This is a genomic window from Moritella sp. 36 (assembly GCF_018219415.1).
Taxonomy (GTDB): Bacteria; Pseudomonadota; Gammaproteobacteria; order Enterobacterales; family Moritellaceae; genus Moritella.
This window is the reverse complement of sequence record NZ_CP056120.1, coordinates 470071-494892: the sequence shown is the minus strand read 5'-3', so window position 1 is coordinate 494892 and position 24822 is coordinate 470071. Positions and strand designations below refer to the sequence as shown.

Below are 24822 nucleotides of genomic sequence, written 5' to 3'. Positions count from 1 at the left end.
ATCAGTCCTACAAATAATTAAGCGATAACACTAACCGCGTTAAGCTCTGTGGTTAATAAATCAAACTGTGTATTATTATTAATTAACAAACAAACACGCTCACCTTGCTGCTTACGCACTTGCGCTTGCACAACAAAATCATCACTCAGTACAGGATAGCGTTCGGCATCTCGACGGCATAGTTCAACAAAGTCAGCAATATGGTCATCACTGTCCTCGTCGTATAAAATAACATCCGCTTGCTGCATTAAACGCAAGGCTCTTAAACGTAATAAGTCCGTTTCGTCAGGCAGTTGGATTAAATAAATATCACCGTCAACGTCGGTATTTGGCGTGTTTAATTGTAAATCAAACTCTTGTTGTAGTTGCACGGTATCAGTGGCCAGTGTCACGGCTTTAGAGCTGAAAAAACGTTCCCAAAAACGACGTCTTTCTGTCACGCTACTAAACTGTTGCTTGACCCGCTCACGTTGCTCTCCGGCAAATGTACCCAGTTGACCCAGAGTTTCAGGTAATAAGGCTTCAAGTTTTTCACGTAAATAGCGGATCAGTACAGGCGAAGTCCCACCACTTGAGATGGCAATTTGTAATGGCGAGCGGTCGATAATCGAAGGGGTAATGAATTCACACAGTTCAGGTTGATCAGCCACATTGACTAATAAGTTACGTTCACAACAATCTTGCCATACTTGTTTATTAAGCAAAGTATCATCCGTTGTTACCCATACCATCACATAATCAAGGAGATAGTTGCAGTTATAGCCGTCAATAATCACTGTTATTTTGGCATTATCACGATAGCGTTGCAGCGTATCGTTTAAACGTGGGGATAACACAGTTACCTTGGCACCGGCACTCAACAACAAGTCAACTTTTCGACTTGCGACTTCTCCGCCGCCAACAACCAGCACGTTTTTATTATTTACATCCATAAAAATTGGCAAATACTGCATGTGACATCCATTTAAAAGTGCATAAACAGCCGTTAGTATACGGTGCAACCTGCTGATAGTCATCAACATCACGACCATTGAAAATAATTAATTTAGTGGCACAGAAAATGCTTGTATTTGAATCTAAGAAGAATTACATAAATAATGTCATACGTCAGACAATTTTTTGACAGCAGTTATTAGTAGAGGCTTGATCATGCATGAACTGAAGCAGTATATTCAAAATTACAAACAGATAAACATTACCACCACTTGGTTACTGCTTGCTGCAGCATTAGTATTATTACTGCCAACCACTGCACTATCGGTATCTGGGTTAGAACAATGGGTGACGGAATACCGTGGTTACATCTCTATTATTGTCATTTCAGGCATTGCTTATTTTATCGCGCTGTTACTTGTTCAAGCTGGCCAATCAGTGCTTGAGAAGCAAAGTGAAACAGATATGATGAAGAAAATAACCAAAATGGTTAAAATAATGAATACCTCCGAGCAAGCAGTGATCCGCGAATTCATTTTTCAAAAGAAAGATATTATTTCACTACCTTTAGAAGTCGCTTCTGTTGCCAATTTAATCGAACACTGCATTTTAGTACCCGCCCTAAACAGTCAAGAAATCATCGGTACGGGCAGCAAAATCAAACTGTGTATCAATATTAAGGCCCGTGCTTTACTCGATCACAAAGCGTTAGGTTTTCCAGCAGGAAAAATGACCGAACAACAAGCACAAGCCCTTAAAGCAGCACGTCCAGCATTTGCAAAAGAGTTTTACGTACGCCACTAATATTGATCCTGATGCAAACCCAACCAGTCTCTAATCATGATCTTACACAGCAAAGTACATAACTTAGTGTACTTTGCATTGATAAAGTACATAACTTTGTATACTTTGTATTGATACCGAATAATAATTATCCCGTCTTTTTACAATTCTCTATTCAGATTACCACCATAAACGAGTAAACTAGCCCAAAGTAATTCTATTTGACGTTCATCGCTAATCATAGCGCTGGATAGTAAGAGGTAATCCGTGTCAATTAAATTTATCGCATCTTCAAAACTACCTACACCTTTTGGTACTTTCACAATGCACGGCTTCGAAGACTCAGAGACAGGCAAAGAACATGTGGCGCTAACTTATGGTGAGTTAGCTAAAGATGGAGTCATACTAGGACGTATCCATTCAGAATGTTTAACGGGTGACGCCTTGTTTAGTTTGCGCTGTGATTGTGGCTTCCAGCTTGAAACCGCAATGAAAAATATCACCGAAGCAGGTTCTGGTTTTATTCTGTATTTACGTCAAGAAGGTCGTGGTATTGGTCTATTAAACAAGATCCGTGCCTATAATTTACAAGACTCTGGTGCCAATACAGTTGAAGCAAATGAAAAGTTAGGCTTTGCTGCCGATTTACGTAATTATGCCATGTGTAAACCTATGTTAGATCACCTTGGTGTTAATAAAGTAAAGTTAATGACCAACAACCCGAAAAAATTAGCGGCGATGGAAGAATACGGCGTGAATATAGTGGCTCGTCAGCCATTACAAGTGGGTAAGAATATGCACAATGAACATTATTTGAAAACCAAAGCCGACAAGCTTGGCCATATGATGACTGAAGAGCATTTCAAAGAAGATTAAGACAAGCCAAATCTATAAATAATAACAGCAGCCACTCGCTGCTGTTATTACTTTTCACACAGCTTCTAGCTCCAGAAATAAACTCACTCCGAAATAAAAACTCGAAGCCAAAGCACTAAACTAAAGTCTTAAATTAAAGCTCGCCAGTACGCTCCGCTAAATAACCTTCGTAATCAGGTACAGCATGTTCGTATTTACTACTAGTATGAATCGAGTCAATAATGAAATCAGCCGTTGCAGGATTGGTCGCAACTGGAATATTCCATACTGCGGCTAAACGTAATAATGCTTTTACATCCGGATCATGCGGAACAGCGTTCATTGGATCCCAGAAAAAGATCATCATATCAATCTCCCCTTCCGCAATCAGTGCACCAAGCTGTTGATCACCGCCCATAGGACCGCTCAACAGTGCTTTAACGGGTAGCTCAACATGTTTAGTTAATAAGGTGGCAGTCGTGCCAGTACCGAATAAATGGTGCTTTTGGAGAATATCAGCACGTGCTTTTGACCAAGCAATCAAATCTGATTTCATGTGATCATGGGCTACAAGCGCGATACGTTTGTTAGCTGCCATACAACGGGTAATTTTTTGCATCAGTGACCTACTTTTAATTTACAAATGATAACTTAAAATACAAGTTTACAAATGATAACTCAGAACAATAAGACTGATGATACTACTAAATAAACGGACTTACACTGATAGGAGTCCCATATCAGGCACTCAAATGCGTACCTGATATGATTATTCATATTATGCTAACGATTAATGGTCGCCGCCACCGAGTTCTAGCAAGATTGCATTACCACCCACAGCAGTAATATTAATGGTACGTGTACGCTCGGTAATAAAGCGTAAGATAAAGTGATCATCTGTGACGTAAGCCAATGCACTGCCACTCACTTCAGCCACTAACTGCGCCAATAAACCATCTCGAGCAGACAAAGTACGGTTAATCGTTTGCGCGGTTTTTTCATCCCCTGTAAACGCAACACCAGCTACTTTTGAAGATTCAATCAATGCTGTTAACTGAGTTTCCTCAGCGCCCTGTACGACAAGTTCTGGAATACCCGCTGCGTGCAGTGTATTAAGTAACACAAATTGCAATGCTTGCTGCGCTTGCGGTAATGCCAATACCAAAGTATTACCCGCTAATAACGCCGCACTCACATGACCCACAATGGCATTAATGCTGCAACTTTGCTCGGAGTCTGTTGCTGCGACAATGAATAAACCACGCCCGGCACTGTAAAGTTCGTTCACTTCACCTGTTGGCCCAGGCATTAATTTTTCATCGCCCAATAACGTAATTGCTTGGTGTTTTTGATATTTAGCCATTTCACCCGCAAGTTTACCTAATGCGGCTTCTTGACTAATGATCTCAACCCATTTTGCAATCAACTCAGCACGGGCAATGACACCCAGCTCATTCCAGCTCTGCCACGCACAAAGGCCGGTTTCAATCAGATGCTGCGTCTGAACTAATTTTTTTTCTACAACCATGGTTTAACTCCTTAATTTACAATGACGCAGCTTAAGCGCTAACAACTTGCTTAGTGAAACGATATAGATAATGTGGACCACCCGCTTTTGGACCCGTACCTGATAAACCTTGACCACCGAATGGCTGTACACCAACAACAGCACCAACTTGGTCACGGTTAATGTAACAGTTACCCACTCTTATTTGGCGTTCGATATCAGTATAAGTACGTTCATTACGACTGTGGATCCCCATCGTTAAACCAAAGCCTGTTGCATTAATCTCAGCAATCACATTGTTTAAATCAGCGGCTTTATAACGCACGATATGTAAAATAGGACCGAACTGTTCGTTCTCTAGTTGATTAATGCTGTTAATTTCAAATGCGATTGGCGCAATAAAGTCACCAAAGTTACATTCGTCAGTCAGACTTACTTCACCGACTAGTTTGCTTGTCGCACGCATTTTATCAATGTGCGCTTGCAGTTTGTTCTTAGCAAGTAAATCAATCACCGGACCCACATCGGTATGATGATGTTGCGGTAGACCAATATGTAGCTCTTGCATTGCACCTTGGATCAAGCTAGTAATGCGGTCAGCAATATCTTCTTGCACAAACAATACACGTAGTGCTGAACAACGTTGACCCGCAGAAGCAAACGCAGAGCGCATCACATCACGAACCACTTGTTCTGGTAGTGCTGTACTGTCGACGATCATGGTATTTTGACCACCCGTTTCAGCAATCAGCGTCGCTACGTTAGTATCACGCTTAGCTAATGCACGGTTAATGACTTGCGCCGTTTCTGTTGAACCTGTGAATACTACACCAGCGATACGCTCGTCAGATGTCAGCAGAGAACCAACCGCAGCACCACCACCAGGCAATAAGTGCACAGCTTCTTTAGGCAGACCTGCTTCTAACATTAATTCCATGGTACGCGCCGCAATCAAACTGGTTTGTTCTGCTGGTTTAGCGATAACAGTATTACCCGCCACCAATGCAGCCGCAACTTGACCAAGGAAAATAGCGAGTGGGAAGTTCCAAGGACTGATACAAACAAACACACCTTGTCCCTGACGTGTTACTTGTTGAGCAATACCATCAAAACGTACTTGGTTTTTTGCTACCGAGAAGTTTTCAATGGCTTGCATTGCGTAGTAACGACAGAAATCAACCGCTTCACGCACTTCATCTAAGCTGTCGTGAATCGTTTTACCGGCTTCTTTATGACATAACGCCACTAATTCAGCTAAGTTCGCTTCCAGTAAATCAGCTATTTTATTTAAACATGCTGCACGTTCAGCCACCGGAACGGCTGACCATGTTGGGAAATAATCCGCAGCGGTATCTAACGCTGTTGTGACTTCTGCTGGTGTTGACCACAATACTTGGCCAACGTGGATACGGCGGTCGTAAGGGGCGCTTACAGGTTTCGCATTGTCTAATTCCGTCGTGATCACTTGACCATTAACCACAGGGGCAGCTTGCCATGTTTTTTGCATTTGCAAGCTAAGCTCAGTATTAAACGGCGTAACTTCACTAATAATATCAACATTAATGTTGCATGAATTTTTACGTCCAGCAAAGATCTTACTCGGTAACGGGATCAAGCTGTTATGTAGTGTCGGACGGCTGTCGAGGGTATCAACCGGATGCTCAGTTAACTCTGCAATAGGGCAATCAGCATCAACCAAACGGTGTACAAACGAGCTGTTTGCACCATTTTCTAATAAACGGCGAACCAAGTATGGCAACAAATCTTTATGGCTACCCACTGGTGCGTAGATACGTACATCAACACCATAGATTTCTAATGCGTGGTTATATAGCGCATCCCCCATGCCGTGTAAACGTTGGAATTCATATTCTTGATGCTCAGCCATCGTCGCAATTGCTGACACAGTGTGCGCATTGTGGCTCGCAAATTGTGGATAGATACAACCACGAATCTGCTCACTTAACAAGAAACGTGCACACGCTAAATAGGCAACGTCTGTTGCTTCTTTCCGAGTATAAACAGGGTAAGCATCATAACCATTTTGTTGTGATAATTTAAGTTCAGTATCCCAATAAGCACCTTTCACTAAACGTAGTGGGATCACATCGCCCTGCTCTTTTGCTAATGCGGCGAGCCAAATTAATGTCGGTAGTGCACGCTTAGAGTAAGCTTGCACTACGATACCGAATTTACCCCAACCTTGCAGTCTCGGGTGACGGTACAGTTTTTCAAATAATGCGAGTGATAATTCTAAACGGTCCGCTTCTTCCGCATCGATAGTAATACCCACATCCAAATCACGCGCACGCAGCAGTAATTCTAATACTGTATCGTGCATTTCAGTCATCACACGTGCTTCGTTAGCTACTTCATAACGCGGGTGCAATGCAGATAGTTTAATTGATACTGTTGGTGCAGCCGTTTTGTCATTGCCATATTTATTGCTACCAACCGATTCTACGGCTTTAATATAATCATTAAAATATTTCTTAGCATCTGCGGTTGTTAATGCCGACTCACCTAACATATCAAATGAATAAGTGAAGCCTTTATCACGCGATGGACGGCCATTTTTTTGTGCTTCAGCAATGTTACGACCCAATACAAATTGGTGTCCCATGATCTTCATGGCTTGATTCATCGCTTGGCGAATAATAGGTTCGGATACTTTATTCACTAATCGGCTAATGGTACTGCTCGCCGACTTAGTGTCTTTGCGATCCATGCTGACCACTTTACCTGTCAGTAATAGTCCCCAAGTGGATGCATTCACAAATGTAGAATCCGAATTTTTTAGATGTGATTTCCAATCTGCGACGCTTAATTTGTCACGGATTAATGCATCTGCCGTTGCCGCATCCGGAATACGCATCAATGCTTCTGCAAGACACATCAACAAGATACCTTCTTTGGTATCTAGGCTGTACTCCAGTAACAAGGCATCAATCATTTGGATGGCTTGTTTATCAGCGCGCACGCGTTCAATTAACACAGTTGCATTGGTGGTGATCTGAGATTTTTCTTCTGCAGATGGGCGTGCCATTGGTAACAATTCTGCTAACCATTTTGACTCATCAACCATATACAAAGGAGATATTAACTGCCAAAGTTCATCCAATGGACGGTCGATAAACGACGGAGAAAGTGCATCTAACGCTTTAAACATACCAGGGTCCTCTTAACTTACAAAATTTAATGCTGCAAGAGTGTTACATTAAAGATACAAAAATAGTATGAGTTAGTTATCAGATCTAGAAATAAAATGCGTTTTATATAAAATAATGAGTATTTCACTTCAGTTTATGCGGAAATTTCAGCCCAAATGCCATATAAAAATCATAACACTGGTGATTACGGCAGTCGTTGCAAGGATAGAAGGTGGCGACTAACAAGACAAGCCGTGACTAATAAGAATATTTTCACCGCCCAGATAGGGGCAAAATATATCGCTAATAGCATCGCAATCCACATACTGAAAAGTGAACTCAATAGCTGTTTTTTACTGATGCCTTTACGCAATAAATAATTGGTTAAGTAAGGTCCGAGATAGCGATGGTTAAACAACCACAACTGTAACTTTCGTGAAGAACGACTAAAACACGCCGCCGCTAACAATAAAAATGGCACTGTCGGTAATAAAGGTAGAAATATACCCAGCACACCAAGCGTAACAGCAAGGCAGCCAGCACACAGCAATAATGCCCGCCATGGCTGCGAGACTAAAAAGTTTTCAGCAACTATTGGTTCACTAACCATATCGCCCGACTCAATTGCAGTTGGCTTTGTCGAAGGTTTATTCATCATCGTTTCTTGTCACCATTTTTAATCCGCATTATCACCACTATATGTTATATCCAAGTTACTTCAAAATACTAGTTTGGGTATACACCCATTCATTACAATCATTTACTATTACGACAATACCTCATCATTAATCAATACGGTTATTTTAATAATAGAAATGCAGGAAAACGGATCTGTTTTACCACGATATACAAACGCATAGAGACGATTAATACCATACACGTCAACGCAGCCAATGTTATATTGACTTGCAAGTGAACCAATAATATATACAGGCAACAGCCTAAAATAACCGGGCTTGCGTACAGTTCGGTATTATTAAACAAGGTTTGGCGGTGAGCCAGAATATCCCGTAATACACCACCAAAGATCGCAGTGACGATGCCCATTGATACCGAAACATAAGCCGCGTAACCAGCACTGTATAATTGTTGGGTGACTAATATCGAGAATAGCGATACACCGATAGTATCAAACATAATAATGAGTTTGTTGAGGCTATTCTTACGGATATGGGTAATGCTGAAAAAACCGATAATAGCACTCGACAACGCGGTCCAAAAATAACTGGGATCGCGGATCCAAAATATCATATCAACTGACAAAATAAGATCACGTAATGTGCCGCCGCCTAATGCCGTGATCCAACCTAGCATCATGATGCTAACAATATCTTTACCACGATTAGACTCGACCAATACCCCACTGAGCGCAAACGCAATAATACATATCATTTCTAGGCTATAGACCAACATTTGCAACTCCTTGTCGCACTAAACTTACTACTTGAATATATATACCCAAACTACCTCAGTATGCGTCTTGAGGTGGCTTGGATATATACCAAGCTAGCAGTCTACCCAGTGACTTCATTCGTTGGCAACCATAACGGCAACTATTTTTGTCAAATTGCGCGATTTGTTCATCCTGGCAATCATCGATTCTAATGGCCAAAACAACAAAACCCCAGCAGGCTGGGGTTTTGTAATAACAAGATATATGAAGTAGCTTGGACCTAAAACAAAAATGCCGAGACTAGTATGAGGTCAGCATCTTGAGAATCGACTCATCAACATCATTAATATACATACCCTCACCATAGATCCAACCCCAAGGAGCAAAATACTCAGAGTAGGAAATTTTTTCCTGCTCTTCATGTGAAACTTTAGAATAAGCATAATAATGAGAATAACCCCCATTCGCTCTCGTTATCGCTTCGGTATGTAAAAGCTGATAGAGCTTTACACCTTTAATATCCTTGATCTCTTTGACATTCTGGTTACGCAACACAGAACGGTTAATGGATTCAAGTAAGAGATAATCATCCCTAAACACAAAAATGTAATTATCATTGTCTTTATTGATTTGATGTATTTTCTTAATAGCCTGCGATTGAGCGTCTAATAATTCTAATTTACCATCAAGATATAGCTGATAATAATCGTTAATAATTGAACTAATGGAATTAATGCGGGGTACTAATGCACATCGACGCTGATCGATGACATTATTTCGAATATATAAAAAATAATTGATATTGAATGCAATGAATAGCACAGATAGACTGCCTGCTATTAATAATAATTTTTTTTCTAGTGATATTTTTTTTAACATTAATAAACTTAATGAACATCCACATCCTTATTAGTTCAACCTTTTGCTACGACTGATTTTCTCAATCATACAGCACAACAATATAAATCTAAACAATAATCAAACGAAAGGTTATACCTGCCGCTAAACTGTTGAATAGCAGCGTATTATTCTAAATAAACCCCTTGATATTTAAAATACCAGCCTATTAAAGTAACTATTTATTGTCGCCGCAGTGTCATAAAACTGTCATAAAAAACAACAATAGCTGTCACAAAATAGACATAATATAACGGCGAACTCACTCACCTGTCTAGGAAGATAGAGATAATGAAAACGTTGCTAACCAGTACTACATTAATCGCAAGTTTGATGACAACGGCCGTTAATGCCAGTGACAATCTTGATTCAATTATTGTCGCTGCAAAAAAAGAAGGCGCTGTATACAGTGTCGGCATGCCAGATAGCTGGGCGAACTGGAAAGATACTTGGGTTGATCTAAAGAATATCTATGGCTTAAAACACCAAGATACTGATATGAGTTCAGCACAAGAAGTTGCAAAATTTGCAGCCGAAAAACACAATGCAACCGCAGATATCGGTGATGTCGGCTTTGCTTTTGCGCGTATAGCAGTGAAACAAGGCGTAACACAAACGTATAAACCAAGCACATGGGATAGCATACCCAACTGGGCTAAAGATAAAGATGGTCACTGGGCACTTGCTTATACTGGCACCATCTCATTTATCTCGAATAATAACTTAGTAAAAAACCCGCCTAAATCATGGGACGATATCTTAAAAGGTGATTACAGAGTCACAGTCGGTGACGTAGGCGTTGCATCACAAGCAAATAATGCAGTCCTGGCTGCTGCATTTGCCCTAGGTGGTAGTGAAAAAAATCTGAAACCTGCGATTAAATTTTTCGCCGAATTAGCAAAGCAAGGTCGCTTATCATTTAATAACCCTGTAGTCGCTAATCTTGAAAAAGGCGAAGTTGAAGTCGGTATCCTTTGGGACTTTAATGCGCTGAGCTATCGCGATAAAATTGATCGTAGCCGTTTCACGGTATCGATTCCACAAGATGGTTCCGTTATCTCTGGTTACACGACCATCATTAATAAATATGCCAAAAATCCAAATGCAGCAAAACTTGCGCGTGAATACATCTTCAGTGATCGAGGCCAAATCAATTTAGCTGAAGGCTACGCACGTCCAATTCGTAACAATGTGAGTTTACCAGCGTCAATCCAAGCGAAACTATTACCCGATGAGCAATACACCAATGTTCACCCAGTAACAGACTTTAAGGCTTGGGGAAAAAGCGCGCGTAAATTACCACGTCAGTGGCAAGAAAACGTACTGCTCCATGTTAAATAGCAAAAACCATATAAAACAACGAGAATTCAATGAACAATAAAGTCATACTTGTTGTTCTCGATGGTCTTAATCATCAAGTAGCCCATGAGTGCATGGGTTACTTGAATGCATTAATCGAACAAGATCGAGCGACACTTTATCCGATTATCAGCGAGCTACCATCAATGTCGCGCCCGCTGTATGAATGTTTATTAACAGGCGTTACACCAGCACAAAGTGGCATAGTAAATAATGATATTGTTCGTCTATCCCACCATAGCAGTGTATTTAGTTTAGCTAAACAAGCCTCTCTCACCACTGCAGCTGCCGCTTACCATTGGATGAGCGAGCTATATAACATCGCACCTTACAATGCCGTGCGCGATCGCTTTACCCAAGACCCAAGTTTGAATATTCAACATGGTTGCTTCTATCATCTGGATCATTACCCTGATGAAATGTTGTTTTTGGACGCAGAAAATCTACGCCAACAGCACCAGCCTGATTTCTTGCTAATCCACCCGATGAACATCGATGATGCGGGGCATAAATTTGGACTGGACTCGAGCCAATACCGTAATTCAGCGCGTCGCGCAGATATAATTTTGTCTAACTATGTGGATGTTTGGTTACAAGCGGGCTACCAGATCATGATCACCAGTGATCATGGCATGAACAATGATAAATCACATGGCGGCATCTTACCTGAAGAACGCGCAGTGCCTTTGTTTGTGATCGGTGAACATTTTAGCCACCAGCCTACGACAATGAAACAAACAGATATTTGCGGCAATGTTTGCCAATTATTGGGATTAACCGACCATGACAAATCCTACAATCAGGATCTATTAATAAAAAAACCTGAGCGAGTAATCAAACAATCGAGCTCGATTAATCAAACAGTCCAAGAGTGTAAATAAGTCTATGAACACTGCTTCTGTCCCAGTTACACAAGTAACAACCACAAAGCCAAACCATAAGCGTTTGGCATTAACGAAGTTCAAGCCTGCATTAATCTTACTGCCGTTTGCACTGTTATTTTTTATGTTCCAAATAGCCCCAATGTTATGGGTACTGGTCAACAGTTTCATTTATGAAGAAACGTTCAGCTTCGAGAATTACCTGGAAATCTTTGATTCTGCGTTTATCTTACAAGGGTTTACTAATAGTCTCTGGTTATCCATTACGTCTAGCTTAGTCGCGATTATCATTGCTGCATGCTTCGTATCATCACTGCGCCGCTTTGATTCTTGGTTACGTGATTGGATCATTTCGTTTACCAATATGACAGCTAACTTTAGCGGTGTGCCTCTGGCCTTCGCTTTTATTATCATTCTCGGTTTTAACGGGGCGCTGACATTATTACTGAAAAAATACGGTATTATTGACGACTTTAATTTATATGGTCAATGGGGACTGCTGGCCCTTTATATCTATTTTCAAGTACCGCTCGCCGTGCTGCTACTCTACCCTGCATTTGATGCATTGAGCGACGATTGGCAAGCGGCATCCGCATTACTGGGCGCTAAAACATGGCAATTCTGGCGTTACATCGCCTTACCAGTACTTTCACCAGCATTATTGGGGACCTTTATTATTTTGATTGCCAATGCAATGGGAGCATATGCCAGTGTTTATGCGCTAACGTCTGGTAACTACAATGTCATCACCGTACGTATTGCCAGTTTAGTGTCGGGCGATATTTTTCTAGAACCGAATCTAGCTGCCGCCATTTCGGTCTTACTCATCTTATTGCTGGCGTTTATTACCATCATTAACCAAATGCTTATTGGCCGGAGTTATCATGCAAAACGCTAATTCTTCGTCGTTTCATAAATTTATTGTCTATGGCACAGTGACGTTATTATTCATCCCTATCCTTGCGACGTTTATTTATTCTATTTCCTCTAGTTGGGGGGCTACGATTTTACCCGATGGTTTGACTTTCGATTGGTATAGTCAGTTATGGCAAGATCCGCGCTTTATTGCCGCATTTGGTCGCTCACTGTTTATCTGTATTAGCGCCTTAATATTAAGCAGTGTATTGATCATTCCAGCCATCTTTGTGGTGTTTTACTATTTCCCTAAGTTAAACGGGCTGATGAATGTACTGATCTTATTACCCTTTGCTGTACCGCCAGTGGTATCGTCGGTAGGTTTACTGCAAATATATGCTGATAGTTCAATACAAATTGTCGGTACGCCGTGGATCTTGATTGGTACTTATTTCACTATTGCGCTGCCATTTATGTATCGCGCTATCGCTAACAGCTTTGAAGCGATTAATTTGGCAGACCTAATGGATGCCGCACACTTACTTGGTGCGAGTACAACACAAGCATTCTTTATGGTTGTTTTACCTAATTTGAAGAAAGGGCTATTTGCCTCACTGTTTTTATCTTTCTCGTTCTTATTAGGTGAATTCGTATTTTCGAATATTCTGGTGGGGACACGTTATGAAACCCTGCAAATATATTTATATAACATGCGTCAAACCAGTGGTCACTTCACCTCCGCGTTAGTGATGACTTACTTTGCCTTTATTTTTCTTTTCACTTGGTTGGCTAGCCGTATTAACCGAGGAGCTCCATCATGAGTTTTGTTACTGTAAAAAACCTACAAAAAAGCTTTGGTAGTAATACCGTATTTTCAGATATTAACTTCAATATCAAGCAAGGTGAATTTGTTACCTTACTCGGCCCCAGTGGTTGTGGTAAATCAACCTTGTTACGCAGTCTTGCAGGTCTAAATAACGTCGACGCTGGTGAAATATGGGTTGGTGAACAGAATATTACCCATTTAGCCCCACAAAAAAGAGACATCGGCATGGTGTTTCAATCTTATGCTTTATTCCCGAATATGACGGTAGCAAATAACATCGCCTTCGGTTTAAAAATGAAGAAACTGAGCAAAGATGAAATAAACAAGCAAGTGGCACGAGTGATTGAACTAGTCGAGCTAAAAGGCAAAGAACACCAGCATCCACATCAACTATCAGGTGGTCAAAAGCAGCGTGTCGCGCTGGCAAGAGCATTAGTAGTACAACCAAAAATATTGCTACTTGATGAGCCACTTTCGGCGTTGGATGCCCGTATCCGTAAACATTTACGTCAACAAATTTGTGACATTCAAAAAGAGCTTAACCTCACAACCGTCTTTGTTACCCACGATCAAGAAGAAGCTATGACCATGTCTGATCGTATCTTTTTGATGAATGAAGGGGCGATAGTACAACAAGGCAGTGCCGAGCAAATATACACCCAACCACACAATGAATTTGTAGCCGGGTTCATGGGGAATTATAATTTATTGTCTGCGCAACAGGCGCAAGATGTACTTAATATGAAAATTAATGGCAAACTGGCGATTCGCCCAGAATCAATTTATGTCCGCGAAGCGGGTCGTGATTATGGTGAACATATTTCTGAACCGACTCAGGGCATCATTAAAAACCACCAATTATTGGGCAATGTAATCCGCTATCAAGTGGCTGTGAAAGGCTGTGATATTACCGTCGATTTACTCAATCGTTCATCAGAGCGACTATTCGAGACGGGCTCACAACTCGAGTTACTGTTTAATTTAAATGAATTACAACAAGTAGGTTAAGGGAGTGAATACCATGAGCCAACCATTATATATTTTTGACCTGGATGAAACCCTCATTGGTGCTGATAGCGCGATATTATGGCATCAATTTTTGGTGACCAAAGGGATAATTACCGACCCTGGTTTTTTAGAAGAAGACCAACGTTTAATGGCGTTGTATTCAGCTGGCGAACTTGATATGCCTGAATACCTTAATTTTTCGATAGCGCCCCTTGCGCAGCTTCCTAAAGAAGAAGTCGATAGATTAGTTGATGAATGTGTAGAGAAGCACATTATGCCAACGGTATTTCCGCAAGCACTACAATTGTTAACACAGCTTAAGCAGGACAATATTACCACGGTATTGATCTCGGCGACGGTCAGCTTCATTGTTAAAAAAGTAGCCAAACGACTCGGTATCCCCCATGCGATGGGCATAGATCTGTTAGTTGAAAATGGCTGTTATTCGGCGAATATTATGGGTGTACCCAGTTACCGAGAAGGTAAAGTCACACGCTTAGAATCCTGGTTGGCAGAGCAAAGCGAGAGCTTTACTGATACTTATTTTTATACTGATTCAATTAACGATCTGCCTTTATGTTTATTCAGTCAATACCCGCATGTTGTTAACCCATGCCCACAATTAGCTCGTTATGCTGAAACACAACACTGGCCGAAATTAACTTGGTCACCGTTAACTTAGAATCATTAACTGAGACATAAAAACGAGCTTAACCACAGCACAAGCCTTCATAAATAGCGCACAAAAAGCCTGACGATTCACACCGTCAGGCTTTTTCGTATTTATTACCATTAACTAGGCAGTATCACTGACCTTAATAAGCGTTAAAAACGAGGATAAAGTGCCGCGTTCTTACCCGTTACTTTACCTACTGGGAATGAGAAGTAAATAACGCGTCGTACTACCGATGCGTACTGACTAAAGAAACTCCCCGTATTGTAAGCAATTCCATATTTAGCCGCAATAACTTGCACTTCTTTTGACATGGCCACATAACGATGTGCGGGCACTTCAGGAAATAAATGGTGTTCTACCTGACAGCTCAAGTGGCCCGTTAAAATATGGAACCATCTAGGCCCTGTTAAGTTTGCCGAGCCTAAAATCTGACGATAATACCAATGGCCACGAGATTCATCCTCACATTCTTTTTCCGTGAAAGTATATACTTCGGTTGGAAAGTGTCCGCAGAAAATAATCGTTGAAGTCCAAAAGTTACGCAGTAAATTAGCACATAGGTTACCTAATAGTACCATCACAAAAAACGGTCCGGCTAAGATTGGAAAGATAACGTAATCTTTTAAAATTTGGCGTGTTGATTTGCTGTAAAATATTTTCTTTAATTGCTCGATATCAACATGTGACGCACGACCTTCTTTTCTTTTACCAAAGAATACTCGCTCGCCCGCCATTTCATGGAATGCGATACCCCATTGAAATAACGTACTTAACACAAGGTACGTACCAAATTGCCATAAGTTACGTAAACGCCAAGAAAAATCATCACTTAAACGTAATAACCCGTAACCGAAATCACGGTCTTTACCGATAATATTGGTATAAGTATGGTGTTCATAATTATGAACACGCTTCCACGATTCTGAACTACACGCATTATCCCATTCAAATGTTTGTGAGTTAAGCGTCGGATCATTCATCCAATCATATTGACCATGCAATACGTTATGACCAATTTCCATATTATCTAAAATCTTCGACGCGCTTAATAACAGCACACCGACACCCCAGAAGTATAAAGACATAAAGCCCAGTACGAGACAGATACGCCCAGAGATTTCTAGCGTACGTTGTAGGCGTACAATCTTTTTAATATAACGTTCATCGGCACTACCCACTTGCTTCATGGCACTTGCTTTCACACCATCAAGATCTATCGCCAGTTGCTCTAACTGCTCTTCATTTAACTTTGCCATTACGCTCTCCCTATAAATTAATAACGACGTCAGTCACTGGCACACTGATACAAGCTTGAATATCTTCTTCGCCAGTATCTGAATATGTTTTAGTCTGGCTGTTATAAACCACACCACTTACTTTCTTACACTTACACTCTTGGCAAATACCAATACGGCAACCATATTTCGCGGGGACATAATTATCCTCGGCAATGGTTAATAGTGTTTGCTGATTGTCTTCATTCACAACTATGTCTTTACTGGTAGTCGCAAATGAAATCTTACGCGCGACATTTAAATCGACATGACTGAAACTGGCGAGACCAAATTGCTCAAGGTACAATGCATTCTGAGGAAGTCCCATCTCGAGTAATAATGCTTGCGTGCTATCCATCATGCTATTGGGACCACAGATATATACATCACAGCGCGCTAAGTCTGTTGTAACCGCCTTGATATGCGTTTGAGAACAATGGCCATCACGTTCACTCTGTAATAACGTCAGCGTAAAGTTAGCGTGTTCAACCTCTAGCAATACAAGGCTTTCTCTCAGCGCATGCTGATTAGCTCGAGCATAATAAAGCAGGGTAAAATTGATCGTCGGGTTATTCACGACATGTGATAACAGCAAGCTGTGAAAAGGGGTAATACCGCTGCCACCAGCAATGAATATTACCTCTTTCCTTGTTTGAACATTTCGGTTTTGTGGTACCGCTGTATTTAATACAAAGGCACCTTTGGCAGGAGAAATACCGAATAGATCTCCTTTTTCGACAGCACTTTCCAACCAAGGCGTGATCCGCCCTTCAAATTGCTTCTTAATTGTTAAAGTGATGGTTTTATCTTGCTGTAACTGCGATACAGGCGAAGAAATGGTAAAAGGGCGTTTAACATAACTGCCATTTTTCTTTACTTGCAACTCAACATATTGACCAGCCTTAAATGAAAAAGGTTGTTCGTTCACCTTGCCTGATATCGCTAATGTTAATGAATACATGTCATTATTTTCAGTCTTGATTCCCACGACGCTTGCCGCGTGCATATCACCCATAACTACCGCAATGGGCTTGGTTGAAAATGGGGCGAAGTAAGCCTTGAATGTATCGTTATTAAATAACGTTAGCGACAATTTATTGGTTAGTTCATTAAGCATATAGCACTCTCCCTAAAAGTTAAACAGAGCTTACAGGTGTACACTAGAATGATCTATCAGTATTTGAAAAACATTCTAACTTTAAATAATATAAACTTAACCAAGTAAAAACAACGACTTATTACGTGACACGTAGTTATAAAACAGAAAAAGATATGAACAAGTGTTAACTAAGTTCATTTACAATTACATTTTCATTACAGTTTTATATGATAATCATGAAAAAAAACCTGTGGTTAAAATAAACAAAATGATCAAAAGTATATAAAAAACGAATTAACCAGTGAAAGCCAACCCCTTAATTTAAGTGATATTCAACATCATTAAATCTAATTCTTACACGCTAAATTTTGTCATCTTCTTCAGGTATTGTCCGCTGCCACTAACCCTGAAGACGATGGTAAATACTATGCTAAAAATGCTCGCAACTATGCCCCCGAATTTACTGCTACTACTTGCGATTATTTTTGAAGTGATTGCCACATCCCTGCTACCAAAAACCCAACAGTTTAGTCAGCCATTCATGAGTGTGATCGTGCTTATCTGCTATGCATTGGCATTTTTCTTACTGTCTATTACCATCAAATCAGTGCCGATTGGTGTGGCTTACGCGATTTGGTGTGGCGCAGGAATTGTGCTTGTGACCATAATTAGTTGGTTATGGTATGGCCAACAACTCGATTGGGTAGCCATTATAGGGATAAGCTTAATCTTACTTGGAAGTGTCATAATTAACATGTTTTCTACTACAATAAGCCACTGATTAAGGTGATTACATTAAATAAAGTCAGAGTTAATAGTAATATTAATTTCACATTACAGGCTTTTTTAATATTACTGTCATACAAATCCATTACTTTAACCATTTATTTGTTAAGGCAATGTATGCTTCCTCCACAACGTGCACTTTTGGCTTTCGAAGCCGTATCTCGGTTAGGCTCGATTGGTGCTGCATCGCGTGAACTCCACGTAACGCAAGCGGCGGTCAGCCAACAGCTAAAAAGCCTTGAACAATTTCTCAATTGCACTTTATTTATTCGTAATCAACGTGGCGTAACCTTAACCCAAGCTGCGCAGCAGTATCTGCCAGTTGTAGCCGGATCATTGCAACATCTAAAGCTGCAAACACAAATATTATTCGGAGCACAACAATCCGATGTACTACGTATTAAGGCCAACACCTCTATTGGTCATAATTGGTTAATCCCCAAACTGGCTGATTTCAGTAACAAGTTTTCTTTCATTAAATTAGATTTGACCTTAGTCGATTGGCCATCACGCCAACCTTGCAGTGAAGCGGATGTTGAGATCACCAATGGTTTTATTGACAGCGAGGACACCCAAGTCGAACGCCTATGCCAAGAGCAATGGTTGATGGTATGCAGTCCCGCATTCCAACAGCAGCATCTTGATGCACTAGCCAACAAAGATATTTCGCAACTGCCCGCTATTCAAGTTAAGGGTTATGAAGAAAGTTGGATGCAATGGCTGTGTCATCATGATATCGCGCCCGAGCCACCAAATATTCAACTCGAAATAAGTAATTCACTTCATGGTTTAGAAGCCGCGAAGCAAGGTATTGGCTTAATGCTGGTGCGCTCGCTAGTGGCAAAAAAAGCGCTCACGTCAGGTGAGCTCGTCTTAGCACTGAATGGCAGTATGCCGTCCGATTCAGGGCACTACGTCATCACTGCCAATAAACGCAGCGCCAAAGTTAATTTCTTTTGCGATTGGCTACACCAACAAGATATCGATAGCGCGATGCAGGCTATTTTTTCTAATGCATAATCGATTTAAGCATCACATTTTCTTATGCCTGACGATGGAAAATATGATGATGACACAACCAAATTTGTCACAGTGCCAACCTATGATGTTCACATACAGTTAAGGAAAAGCTTTATTATGAAGATTAAATCGAACGCACTATCGGAAAAACTAAAGGTACTGTTATTTATCGCACCTTTATTGATCCCGCTATTCGCCTTTTGGATTGTGCCATTTGGCTGGAGCATCTATATCAGCTTTACTGACTGGGATTATATCTCGCCAGAATATAGCTATGTAGGTTTAGAAAACTATCAATACATGTTTGAAGATAGTTACTTTATGGATGCATTAAATAATACCTTTGTGTTTGCGCTGGGAGTGGTGATTCCAACGGTAGTGTTAGGGTTGGCGTTTGCTTTATTACTGCATAAAAATTTCCGTGGTAGCCAACTTTACCGTGCGGTTATCTTCTCACCTTGGATCACACCAACCGTCGCTGTATCAATCGTCTGGTCATGGGTATTCGAAACTAAATCAGGGTTAGCAAACTTACTGCTGGGTAAATTAGGGTTTGAGCCTATCCCTTGGTTAGAAAGCGGTGATACAGCCATGATAGTGGTGATTATCGTTACCGTGTGGCAAGCCGTTGGTTGGACTATGTTATTTTTCATCAGTGCGTTAAACAAGATCCCTGAATCACTCTATGAAGCCTCATTAATTGATGGTTGTAGCCCATGGACACGTTTTATAAAGATCACCCTACCGTTAATTTCGCCAACCACTTTCTTTCTAATCATTGTCAACATGATCAACGCGGTACAAGCATTTGATCAATTTCAAATCCTGACGCAAGGCGGTCCAAGTGGCAGCACCCGTACCTTGTTATATCTATTCTATCAACAAGCATTTGAACAATACGATATGGGCCCTGCGGCGGCAACCTCATTAATCATTTTACTGATCACGGGTGTCTTAACACTGGTTAACACCGAGATGGGTAAACGTTGGATATATTACTAAGGAAAAGACGGATGACAACTCGATCCATCGATTTACCTCTGGCTAACGACCAAACAGGTAAACATAAAAAGACCATAGCAGTACAAGTATCAACGGCAAACATACCGGCTAAAGCAGTATTAAAACCCACGGGTTTGGCACTGCTAAAACATGGCTTCTTAACCATTTCTGGTTTAATCATGGTTTTCCCATTTGTTTGGATGTTATCAGGTTCGATGAAGTCTAATGATGAAATATTCAGTAACCCACTTAATATTTTACCAGAGCAATTTCGTTGGGAAACATTTGTTGAAACATTTAACAGTGCTCCCTTTGGCTTGTACATCATGAACAGTTTTACGGTGGCGTTATTCACCACACTGATCGTGATGATTAACTCGGCAATGTTTGCATATGCCATTACCCAGTTCAAATTTAAATCACAAACCGCACTCTATTTTGTGGTCATGGCTTGTTATATGTTGCCGGGGGCTGTGACGTATATCCCGTCGTATATCACCTTGGCGAATATGGGGTTACTCGATAGTCATACCGGGTTGATTATCTCTAATGCCGCGAGTGTGTTCGGTGTATTTTATCTACGCCAAGTATTTTTAAAAGTGCATCCATCACTGATTGAAGCGGCGCGGATCGATGGAGCTGGAGAAGTTAAAATTCTCTGGGCGATCGTGCTACCACAGTGCAAAGCAGCCTTAGCTACCTTGTTCTTGATTACTTTTATTACTAACTACAACAGCTATATGTGGCCAAGTCTATTAATCACGTCGCAAGACCTTAACTTGATTGCGACGGGTATTAGACAATTTTTTATTGCCGAAGGTAACTACGGCTTAAATTGGTCACAGATCATGGCAGCAAGTACCATCGCTGTACTACCGCTGTTGATTTTATTCATTATTTGTCAAAAAACAATTTTGTCCGGCATTGCCGATAACGGTGTAAAAGAGTAAATAAATATGAAACTGAAAACATTAGCAATTGTATGTTCTAGCTACGCAATGGGAGCAGTCGCTTTCGCCAGCAGCGCAATGGCGAAAACCGAAGTGGACTTTTGGTATTCTGGTGGCACAAAACCACAACAATTAATGACTACGCTGATCGCTGAATTTAATAGCAGTCAGGATGAATATGTGATTAAAAGTGCCTTGCAAGGCAACTACGACGAAACCTACCAGAAGCTACAAGCAGGTATGGCGTCAAAAACAGCACCTGAATTTGTATTACTTTATTCTAGTCAAGCACAAATGATGGCAAAACGTAATTTGGTTCGTGATATCCGTCCTTATATGGACAGCACATTCAATTTTAATGATTTTCTTGGCGCCTTCCGTCAACAAGTGACAGCACCAGATGGCCTAGTTTATGGCTTACCCGCTTACGGCACGACCCAGATATTTTACTACAACAAACGGGTACTGGCTGAGCACGGCTTTACTGAAAAAGACCTGAGTACTTGGCAAGGTGTGGCAAAAGTGTCTGCAGCAGTAAGTAAAAAAGACGCCAAAGGCAACACCACTTTTTATGGCTGGGAGCCAATGTGGGGTGAAGATAACTTAATCGATGCGGCGTACTCTAACGGCGGCAAAGTGATCAGTGATGACGGGAAAACTATTTTAATTAACTCTCCAGAATGGATAACAGTATGGGATAGTTTCCGTCAATGGATCCATGAAGATGAAACGATGCGTATTCATCACGGTGGTCAAGGTTGGGAATACTGGTACAAAACCATTGATGACGTGATGAAAGATCGTGCATTAGGCTATACCGGCTCATCAGGCGATCAAGGAGATCTTGATTTCACTAAACTTGGCGCTACCACGCAACCAGGTTGGGGTAATAACCCTGCGGCACCACAAGCTGGCGCAGTGAGTTTTGTCATGCCAAAAGGCACAAATGATAAAGCATCAAAAGGCGCATTTGAGTTCATGAAATATTATACCAATGCTGAAAATACTGCACGTTGGTCAATGCTAACAGGTTATATTCCAGCTCGAGAAAGTGTCAAACAAGTCCCTGCATATCAAGATTATACGGCGAAAAATCCACAAGCATTAATTCCGTTAAAACAAGCTAGTTTTGCCAGTCAAAACTTTTTTGACCCAACGAAAGGCAAGATCACTGATGCGCTATCGATTGCTGCAGATCAGATTTTAATCGAAAACATACCAGCCGAAAAAGCATTAAAACAAGCAGCTAAACGTGCACAACGTGCATTAGATCGTGCTAATCGTTAAGCATGATAAAACGGGTGATGAGTGCGCAGCATTCATCACCAGTACAACTAATAGCAACAAGGATTTACCATGTTGAATTTTACTGGTGAGTTGGTCTTTGGCCATCGCGTTTTGAATTTTAATGTTAACGCCAATATTAACACCCTCACCCTTACTGCAACGACAGTAAAGAAAGGCTTTTTATATGCCTATCTGTATGACAGTAAGCAACAGTTACGTGCAAATTTGTTATTTGAGAAAGCCAACAAAACGTTAATTTTAACATCGAAATCGGCTTCACTTGGTGGTATTTCAGGTCATTTACCTCCTGGCGATTGGCAACTACATTTGTATAATCTTGAAGGTGAAACCAGAACGCCAAAAGCCATGCGCTATGCGATTGATGTTGAATTAAGTGAGCATATTAACCCCGAATATAGCAGTCATGAGAAATTGTTAGCAACGCAAACGCATGCTTGTTTGATTGCCGATAAAAACGCTCCGCTTGATCACAGCATTCATTTTGATTACAACCACAGTAAAAATAATAACGCCGCTTGGTATCGTGGTGATTTACATGCCCATACGCAATTATCAGATGGGAATAATACCCTCGCTGCAGCAACGCAAATAGCCCAACAACAAGCGCTCGATTTCTTTTTTCTCACCGAGCACAATATTTGTCACCCTGCGCTGCCCATGTGTGAACATACATTAATATTACCTGCGATTGAGGTCACCACAGACCAAGGTCATTTTAATGTGCACGGCCCGCGCCGCACCCTTAATATGTTTAATGCCACTTATTCCAGCGCGGCCTTGATTGAACAGGGGCTTAGCCTGGTTGCACAAGATGAAGGTAATATCAGTATTAATCACCCAGCGATGAAACCTTGGCACTGGCATTACGAAAATATCGCACTAAAAAAAGTAAATACCTTTGAGGTCTGCTGTGACCCTACATGGTCAACATCACCCAAAGCCACTGAAGATGCACTAATCCTATTAACGCACATATGGAACAGCGGCCATCGTATCGCAGCCGTTGGTGGCAGTGACTCACACTTAGAACCCCATGAACGCAACGCCAATGCGACAGAACCATCTGTCTATGGTGATCCAAGTACATTTGTCTATGCCGATACCTTATCGGGTAACGGTATTTTACAAGGCCTACGCCAAGGTAATGTTTATCTAGAGCGCCAATGTGGGTTGGTTTTTCAACTTAATTCTGGTGCAGTCTTACCAGGTCAAGATGTCGGCACAAATATAGTCGATTATCGCCTGGCTGTGACAGATACCAGCACGAGCTATTATGCAGAATGTATCGCTGACGGCAATGTGATAAAACGCATTAAACTCACGACCAAAAATATCCATTTTCAAGTGGATATGAGCACATATGCCTGGCTACGTATTGATATTCGCCGAGGTCAATTAGATAACCTTACAGCGTCTGAGTTTGAGGGCGTCATAAACCCGATTTATAACGGTACACAAGCCATCTTTAGCCAGCCTTTAGTTGGTACTTGGGGCGAACTAATGGAGTTAATAAATAATGGAAATTAAAGGTTTACTGTTCGATAAAGACGGAACGTTACTGGAGTTTCATCAAATGTGGTTACACGTCGCGCAAGGCGCAGCGGGAGACACATTAGCGGCCTACGCAGCTGAGAATAATCATGACGTTGATAACGTCGCATTATTAGCGGCAATAGGGGTACACGGTGCTGATGTTGATAATCACGGTTTACTTGCATCAAATCCCGTCGAAGATACGGCTGACGCTTGGTATCAATTATTACAGCTAAGCAGTGATAAGGCTCAGTTCAGCTACACGGTAAAACAGCTGTTCAATAAACAAGTTGAAGATAACCCAGCGCTGATCCAAGCACTACCCGGTATTAAAGCAAAGCTGCTTAACCTAAAACAACAAGGCTTTAAACTCGGCATCGCCACTGCAGATACAAAAGACGCCACTATCTACAGTTTAATACAGGCTAAGTTACACGACCTATTCGACTTTGTTGGTTATTCCGATGGTGATATTGCCCCCAAGCCAGCACCCGCGTTATTGAATGCTTTTTGTGGACACTGCGATTTAGTACCACAACAAGTGATCATGTTTGGCGATACCGTTTCTGATATGAAATTTGGCCGTAATGCAGGCGCGAGCACCATTGGTGTTTTAACTGGCACTGCAACCGAAGATGAACTACGGCCTTACGCTGATAAAGTTCTGTATTCAGTTGCCGACTTTAATACCGATTTATTAATGACGATTGCTCACAGTTAATCTCGAC

24 protein-coding genes are annotated in these 24822 nt (G+C 41.1%); 15 read left to right on the top strand and 9 right to left on the bottom strand.

Going from position 1 to position 24822, the window contains the following annotated elements; genetic code table 11:
• Positions 1 to 17: 17 nt before the first annotated feature.
• Complete coding sequence (locus HWV03_RS02290; RefSeq protein ID WP_211673914.1) at positions 18 to 953, bottom strand: precorrin-2 dehydrogenase/sirohydrochlorin ferrochelatase family protein; 936 nt, start codon at positions 951 to 953, stop codon at positions 18 to 20.
• A 196-nt stretch (positions 954 to 1149) separates the two neighbouring features.
• On the opposite strand from HWV03_RS02290, the gene HWV03_RS02285 reads away from it, so the two are divergent.
• Both HWV03_RS02285 and ribA read left to right on the top strand, forming a co-directional pair.
• Positions 1150 to 1737, top strand: coding sequence for a super-infection exclusion protein B (locus HWV03_RS02285; protein ID WP_211673913.1), 588 nt, complete (start codon positions 1150 to 1152; stop codon positions 1735 to 1737).
• A 246-nt stretch (positions 1738 to 1983) separates the two neighbouring features.
• Complete coding sequence (gene ribA / locus HWV03_RS02280) at positions 1984 to 2592, top strand: GTP cyclohydrolase II (RefSeq protein ID WP_211678298.1); 609 nt, start codon at positions 1984 to 1986, stop codon at positions 2590 to 2592.
• Between the two features lie 133 nt (positions 2593 to 2725).
• On the opposite strand, the gene HWV03_RS02275 is transcribed toward ribA, so the two are convergent.
• The 6 genes from HWV03_RS02275 to HWV03_RS02250 form a co-directional block, all read right to left on the bottom strand.
• Positions 2726 to 3190, bottom strand: a complete 465-nt coding sequence (locus HWV03_RS02275) for a methylglyoxal synthase (RefSeq protein WP_211673911.1) — start codon at positions 3188 to 3190, stop codon at positions 2726 to 2728.
• A gap of 171 nt (positions 3191 to 3361) precedes the next feature.
• Positions 3362 to 4099 carry an aldehyde dehydrogenase family protein gene (locus HWV03_RS02270; protein ID WP_211673910.1) on the bottom strand — a complete coding sequence of 246 codons (738 nt, stop codon included), beginning with the start codon at positions 4097 to 4099 and terminating at the stop codon, positions 3362 to 3364.
• Between the two features lie 31 nt (positions 4100 to 4130).
• Positions 4131 to 7247 carry a bifunctional proline dehydrogenase/L-glutamate gamma-semialdehyde dehydrogenase PutA gene (gene putA, locus HWV03_RS02265; protein ID WP_211678297.1) on the bottom strand — a complete coding sequence of 1039 codons (3117 nt, stop codon included), beginning with the start codon at positions 7245 to 7247 and terminating at the stop codon, positions 4131 to 4133.
• Between the two features lie 185 nt (positions 7248 to 7432).
• Positions 7433 to 7885 carry a YbaN family protein gene (locus HWV03_RS02260; RefSeq protein ID WP_211673908.1) on the bottom strand — a complete coding sequence of 151 codons (453 nt, stop codon included), beginning with the start codon at positions 7883 to 7885 and terminating at the stop codon, positions 7433 to 7435.
• Between the two features lie 140 nt (positions 7886 to 8025).
• Complete coding sequence (locus tag HWV03_RS02255; protein WP_211678296.1) at positions 8026 to 8640, bottom strand: trimeric intracellular cation channel family protein; 615 nt, start codon at positions 8638 to 8640, stop codon at positions 8026 to 8028.
• Between the two features lie 280 nt (positions 8641 to 8920).
• Positions 8921 to 9499: a cache domain-containing protein gene (locus tag HWV03_RS02250; RefSeq protein WP_211673906.1), complete on the bottom strand. Its 579-nt coding sequence runs from the start codon at positions 9497 to 9499 to the stop codon at positions 8921 to 8923.
• 309 nt (positions 9500 to 9808) lie between these two features.
• Here HWV03_RS02250 and HWV03_RS02245 point away from each other — a divergent pair, with 309 nt between their 5' ends.
• Genes HWV03_RS02245 through HWV03_RS02220 form a run of 6 tightly spaced genes read left to right on the top strand, consistent with a single transcriptional unit; the run spans position 9809 to position 15128 of the window.
• Positions 9809 to 10858 (top strand): ABC transporter substrate-binding protein, encoded by a 1050-nt coding sequence (locus HWV03_RS02245; protein WP_211673905.1) that lies wholly within the window; start codon positions 9809 to 9811, stop codon positions 10856 to 10858.
• A gap of 29 nt (positions 10859 to 10887) precedes the next feature.
• Positions 10888 to 11757: an alkaline phosphatase family protein gene (locus HWV03_RS02240; RefSeq protein ID WP_211678295.1), complete on the top strand. Its 870-nt coding sequence runs from the start codon at positions 10888 to 10890 to the stop codon at positions 11755 to 11757.
• Positions 11758 to 11761: 4 nt separating this feature from the next.
• On the top strand, positions 11762 to 12655 hold the full coding sequence (locus HWV03_RS02235) for an ABC transporter permease (RefSeq protein WP_211673903.1): 894 nt from the start codon (positions 11762 to 11764) through the stop codon (positions 12653 to 12655).
• Positions 12642 to 13433 (top strand): ABC transporter permease, encoded by a 792-nt coding sequence (locus HWV03_RS02230; RefSeq protein WP_211673902.1) that lies wholly within the window; start codon positions 12642 to 12644, stop codon positions 13431 to 13433. The genes HWV03_RS02235 and HWV03_RS02230 overlap by 14 nt, the downstream gene beginning before the upstream one ends.
• Positions 13430 to 14446 (top strand): ABC transporter ATP-binding protein, encoded by a 1017-nt coding sequence (locus HWV03_RS02225; RefSeq protein WP_211678294.1) that lies wholly within the window; start codon positions 13430 to 13432, stop codon positions 14444 to 14446. The genes HWV03_RS02230 and HWV03_RS02225 overlap by 4 nt, the downstream gene beginning before the upstream one ends.
• Positions 14447 to 14459: 13 nt before the next feature.
• Positions 14460 to 15128, top strand: a complete 669-nt coding sequence (locus HWV03_RS02220) for an HAD family hydrolase (RefSeq protein WP_211678293.1) — start codon at positions 14460 to 14462, stop codon at positions 15126 to 15128.
• Positions 15129 to 15271: 143 nt separating this feature from the next.
• Here HWV03_RS02220 and HWV03_RS02215 read toward each other — a convergent pair whose 3' ends face one another.
• Together HWV03_RS02215 and HWV03_RS02210 are read right to left on the bottom strand one after the other, a co-directional pair.
• Positions 15272 to 16378, bottom strand: coding sequence for a fatty acid desaturase family protein (locus tag HWV03_RS02215; RefSeq protein ID WP_211678292.1), 1107 nt, complete (start codon positions 16376 to 16378; stop codon positions 15272 to 15274).
• 10 nt (positions 16379 to 16388) lie between these two features.
• Entirely contained in the window at positions 16389 to 17513 is a 1125-nt protein-coding gene (locus HWV03_RS02210; protein WP_211678291.1) for a flavin reductase family protein, read from the bottom strand.
• 409 nt (positions 17514 to 17922) lie between these two features.
• On the opposite strand from HWV03_RS02210, the gene HWV03_RS02205 reads away from it, so the two are divergent.
• From HWV03_RS02205 to HWV03_RS02175, 7 genes are all read left to right on the top strand, one after another.
• Entirely contained in the window at positions 17923 to 18276 is a 354-nt protein-coding gene (locus HWV03_RS02205; RefSeq protein ID WP_211678290.1) for a DMT family transporter, read from the top strand.
• 122 nt (positions 18277 to 18398) lie between these two features.
• Entirely contained in the window at positions 18399 to 19301 is a 903-nt protein-coding gene (locus HWV03_RS02200; protein ID WP_211678289.1) for a LysR substrate-binding domain-containing protein, read from the top strand.
• 117 nt (positions 19302 to 19418) lie between these two features.
• Positions 19419 to 20303 carry a carbohydrate ABC transporter permease gene (locus HWV03_RS02195; protein WP_211678288.1) on the top strand — a complete coding sequence of 295 codons (885 nt, stop codon included), beginning with the start codon at positions 19419 to 19421 and terminating at the stop codon, positions 20301 to 20303.
• A gap of 11 nt (positions 20304 to 20314) precedes the next feature.
• A complete protein-coding gene (locus HWV03_RS02190; protein WP_211678287.1) occupies positions 20315 to 21253 on the top strand; it encodes a carbohydrate ABC transporter permease in 939 nt (312 codons plus the stop codon).
• A 6-nt stretch (positions 21254 to 21259) separates the two neighbouring features.
• The gene (locus tag HWV03_RS02185; protein WP_211678286.1) at positions 21260 to 22540 is read left to right on the top strand and encodes an extracellular solute-binding protein; all 1281 of its coding nucleotides are present in this window, start codon (positions 21260 to 21262) and stop codon (positions 22538 to 22540) included.
• 69 nt (positions 22541 to 22609) lie between these two features.
• Positions 22610 to 24088 carry a CehA/McbA family metallohydrolase gene (locus HWV03_RS02180; RefSeq protein ID WP_211678285.1) on the top strand — a complete coding sequence of 493 codons (1479 nt, stop codon included), beginning with the start codon at positions 22610 to 22612 and terminating at the stop codon, positions 24086 to 24088.
• Positions 24078 to 24815: an HAD family hydrolase gene (locus HWV03_RS02175; RefSeq protein ID WP_211678284.1), complete on the top strand. Its 738-nt coding sequence runs from the start codon at positions 24078 to 24080 to the stop codon at positions 24813 to 24815. Before HWV03_RS02180 ends, HWV03_RS02175 begins: the two co-directional genes overlap by 11 nt.
• The last annotated feature ends 7 nt before the right edge of the window (positions 24816 to 24822 follow it).

Excerpts from the sequence above, each read along its gene's own strand:
- HWV03_RS02290 (WP_211673914.1), bottom strand. The coding sequence starts at position 953 with ATGCAGTATTTGCCAATTTTTATGGATGTAAATAATAAAAACGTGCTG.
- HWV03_RS02285 (WP_211673913.1), top strand. The coding sequence starts at position 1,150 with ATGCATGAACTGAAGCAGTATATTCAAAATTACAAACAGATAAACATT.
- HWV03_RS02275 (WP_211673911.1), bottom strand. The coding sequence starts at position 3,190 with ATGCAAAAAATTACCCGTTGTATGGCAGCTAACAAACGTATCGCGCTT.
- HWV03_RS02270 (WP_211673910.1), bottom strand. The coding sequence starts at position 4,099 with ATGGTTGTAGAAAAAAAATTAGTTCAGACGCAGCATCTGATTGAAACC.
- putA (WP_211678297.1), bottom strand. The coding sequence starts at position 7,247 with ATGTTTAAAGCGTTAGATGCACTTTCTCCGTCGTTTATCGACCGTCCA.
- HWV03_RS02260 (WP_211673908.1), bottom strand. The coding sequence starts at position 7,885 with ATGATGAATAAACCTTCGACAAAGCCAACTGCAATTGAGTCGGGCGAT.
- HWV03_RS02255 (WP_211678296.1), bottom strand. The coding sequence starts at position 8,640 with ATGTTGGTCTATAGCCTAGAAATGATATGTATTATTGCGTTTGCGCTC.
- HWV03_RS02250 (WP_211673906.1), bottom strand. The coding sequence starts at position 9,499 with ATGTTAAAAAAAATATCACTAGAAAAAAAATTATTATTAATAGCAGGC.
- HWV03_RS02245 (WP_211673905.1), top strand. The coding sequence starts at position 9,809 with ATGAAAACGTTGCTAACCAGTACTACATTAATCGCAAGTTTGATGACA.
- HWV03_RS02240 (WP_211678295.1), top strand. The coding sequence starts at position 10,888 with ATGAACAATAAAGTCATACTTGTTGTTCTCGATGGTCTTAATCATCAA.
- HWV03_RS02235 (WP_211673903.1), top strand. The coding sequence starts at position 11,762 with ATGAACACTGCTTCTGTCCCAGTTACACAAGTAACAACCACAAAGCCA.
- HWV03_RS02230 (WP_211673902.1), top strand. The coding sequence starts at position 12,642 with ATGCAAAACGCTAATTCTTCGTCGTTTCATAAATTTATTGTCTATGGC.
- HWV03_RS02225 (WP_211678294.1), top strand. The coding sequence starts at position 13,430 with ATGAGTTTTGTTACTGTAAAAAACCTACAAAAAAGCTTTGGTAGTAAT.
- HWV03_RS02220 (WP_211678293.1), top strand. The coding sequence starts at position 14,460 with ATGAGCCAACCATTATATATTTTTGACCTGGATGAAACCCTCATTGGT.
- HWV03_RS02215 (WP_211678292.1), bottom strand. The coding sequence starts at position 16,378 with ATGGCAAAGTTAAATGAAGAGCAGTTAGAGCAACTGGCGATAGATCTT.
- HWV03_RS02210 (WP_211678291.1), bottom strand. The coding sequence starts at position 17,513 with ATGCTTAATGAACTAACCAATAAATTGTCGCTAACGTTATTTAATAAC.
- HWV03_RS02205 (WP_211678290.1), top strand. The coding sequence starts at position 17,923 with ATGCTAAAAATGCTCGCAACTATGCCCCCGAATTTACTGCTACTACTT.
- HWV03_RS02200 (WP_211678289.1), top strand. The coding sequence starts at position 18,399 with ATGCTTCCTCCACAACGTGCACTTTTGGCTTTCGAAGCCGTATCTCGG.
- HWV03_RS02195 (WP_211678288.1), top strand. The coding sequence starts at position 19,419 with ATGAAGATTAAATCGAACGCACTATCGGAAAAACTAAAGGTACTGTTA.
- HWV03_RS02190 (WP_211678287.1), top strand. The coding sequence starts at position 20,315 with ATGACAACTCGATCCATCGATTTACCTCTGGCTAACGACCAAACAGGT.
- HWV03_RS02185 (WP_211678286.1), top strand. The coding sequence starts at position 21,260 with ATGAAACTGAAAACATTAGCAATTGTATGTTCTAGCTACGCAATGGGA.
- HWV03_RS02180 (WP_211678285.1), top strand. The coding sequence starts at position 22,610 with ATGTTGAATTTTACTGGTGAGTTGGTCTTTGGCCATCGCGTTTTGAAT.
- HWV03_RS02175 (WP_211678284.1), top strand. The coding sequence starts at position 24,078 with ATGGAAATTAAAGGTTTACTGTTCGATAAAGACGGAACGTTACTGGAG.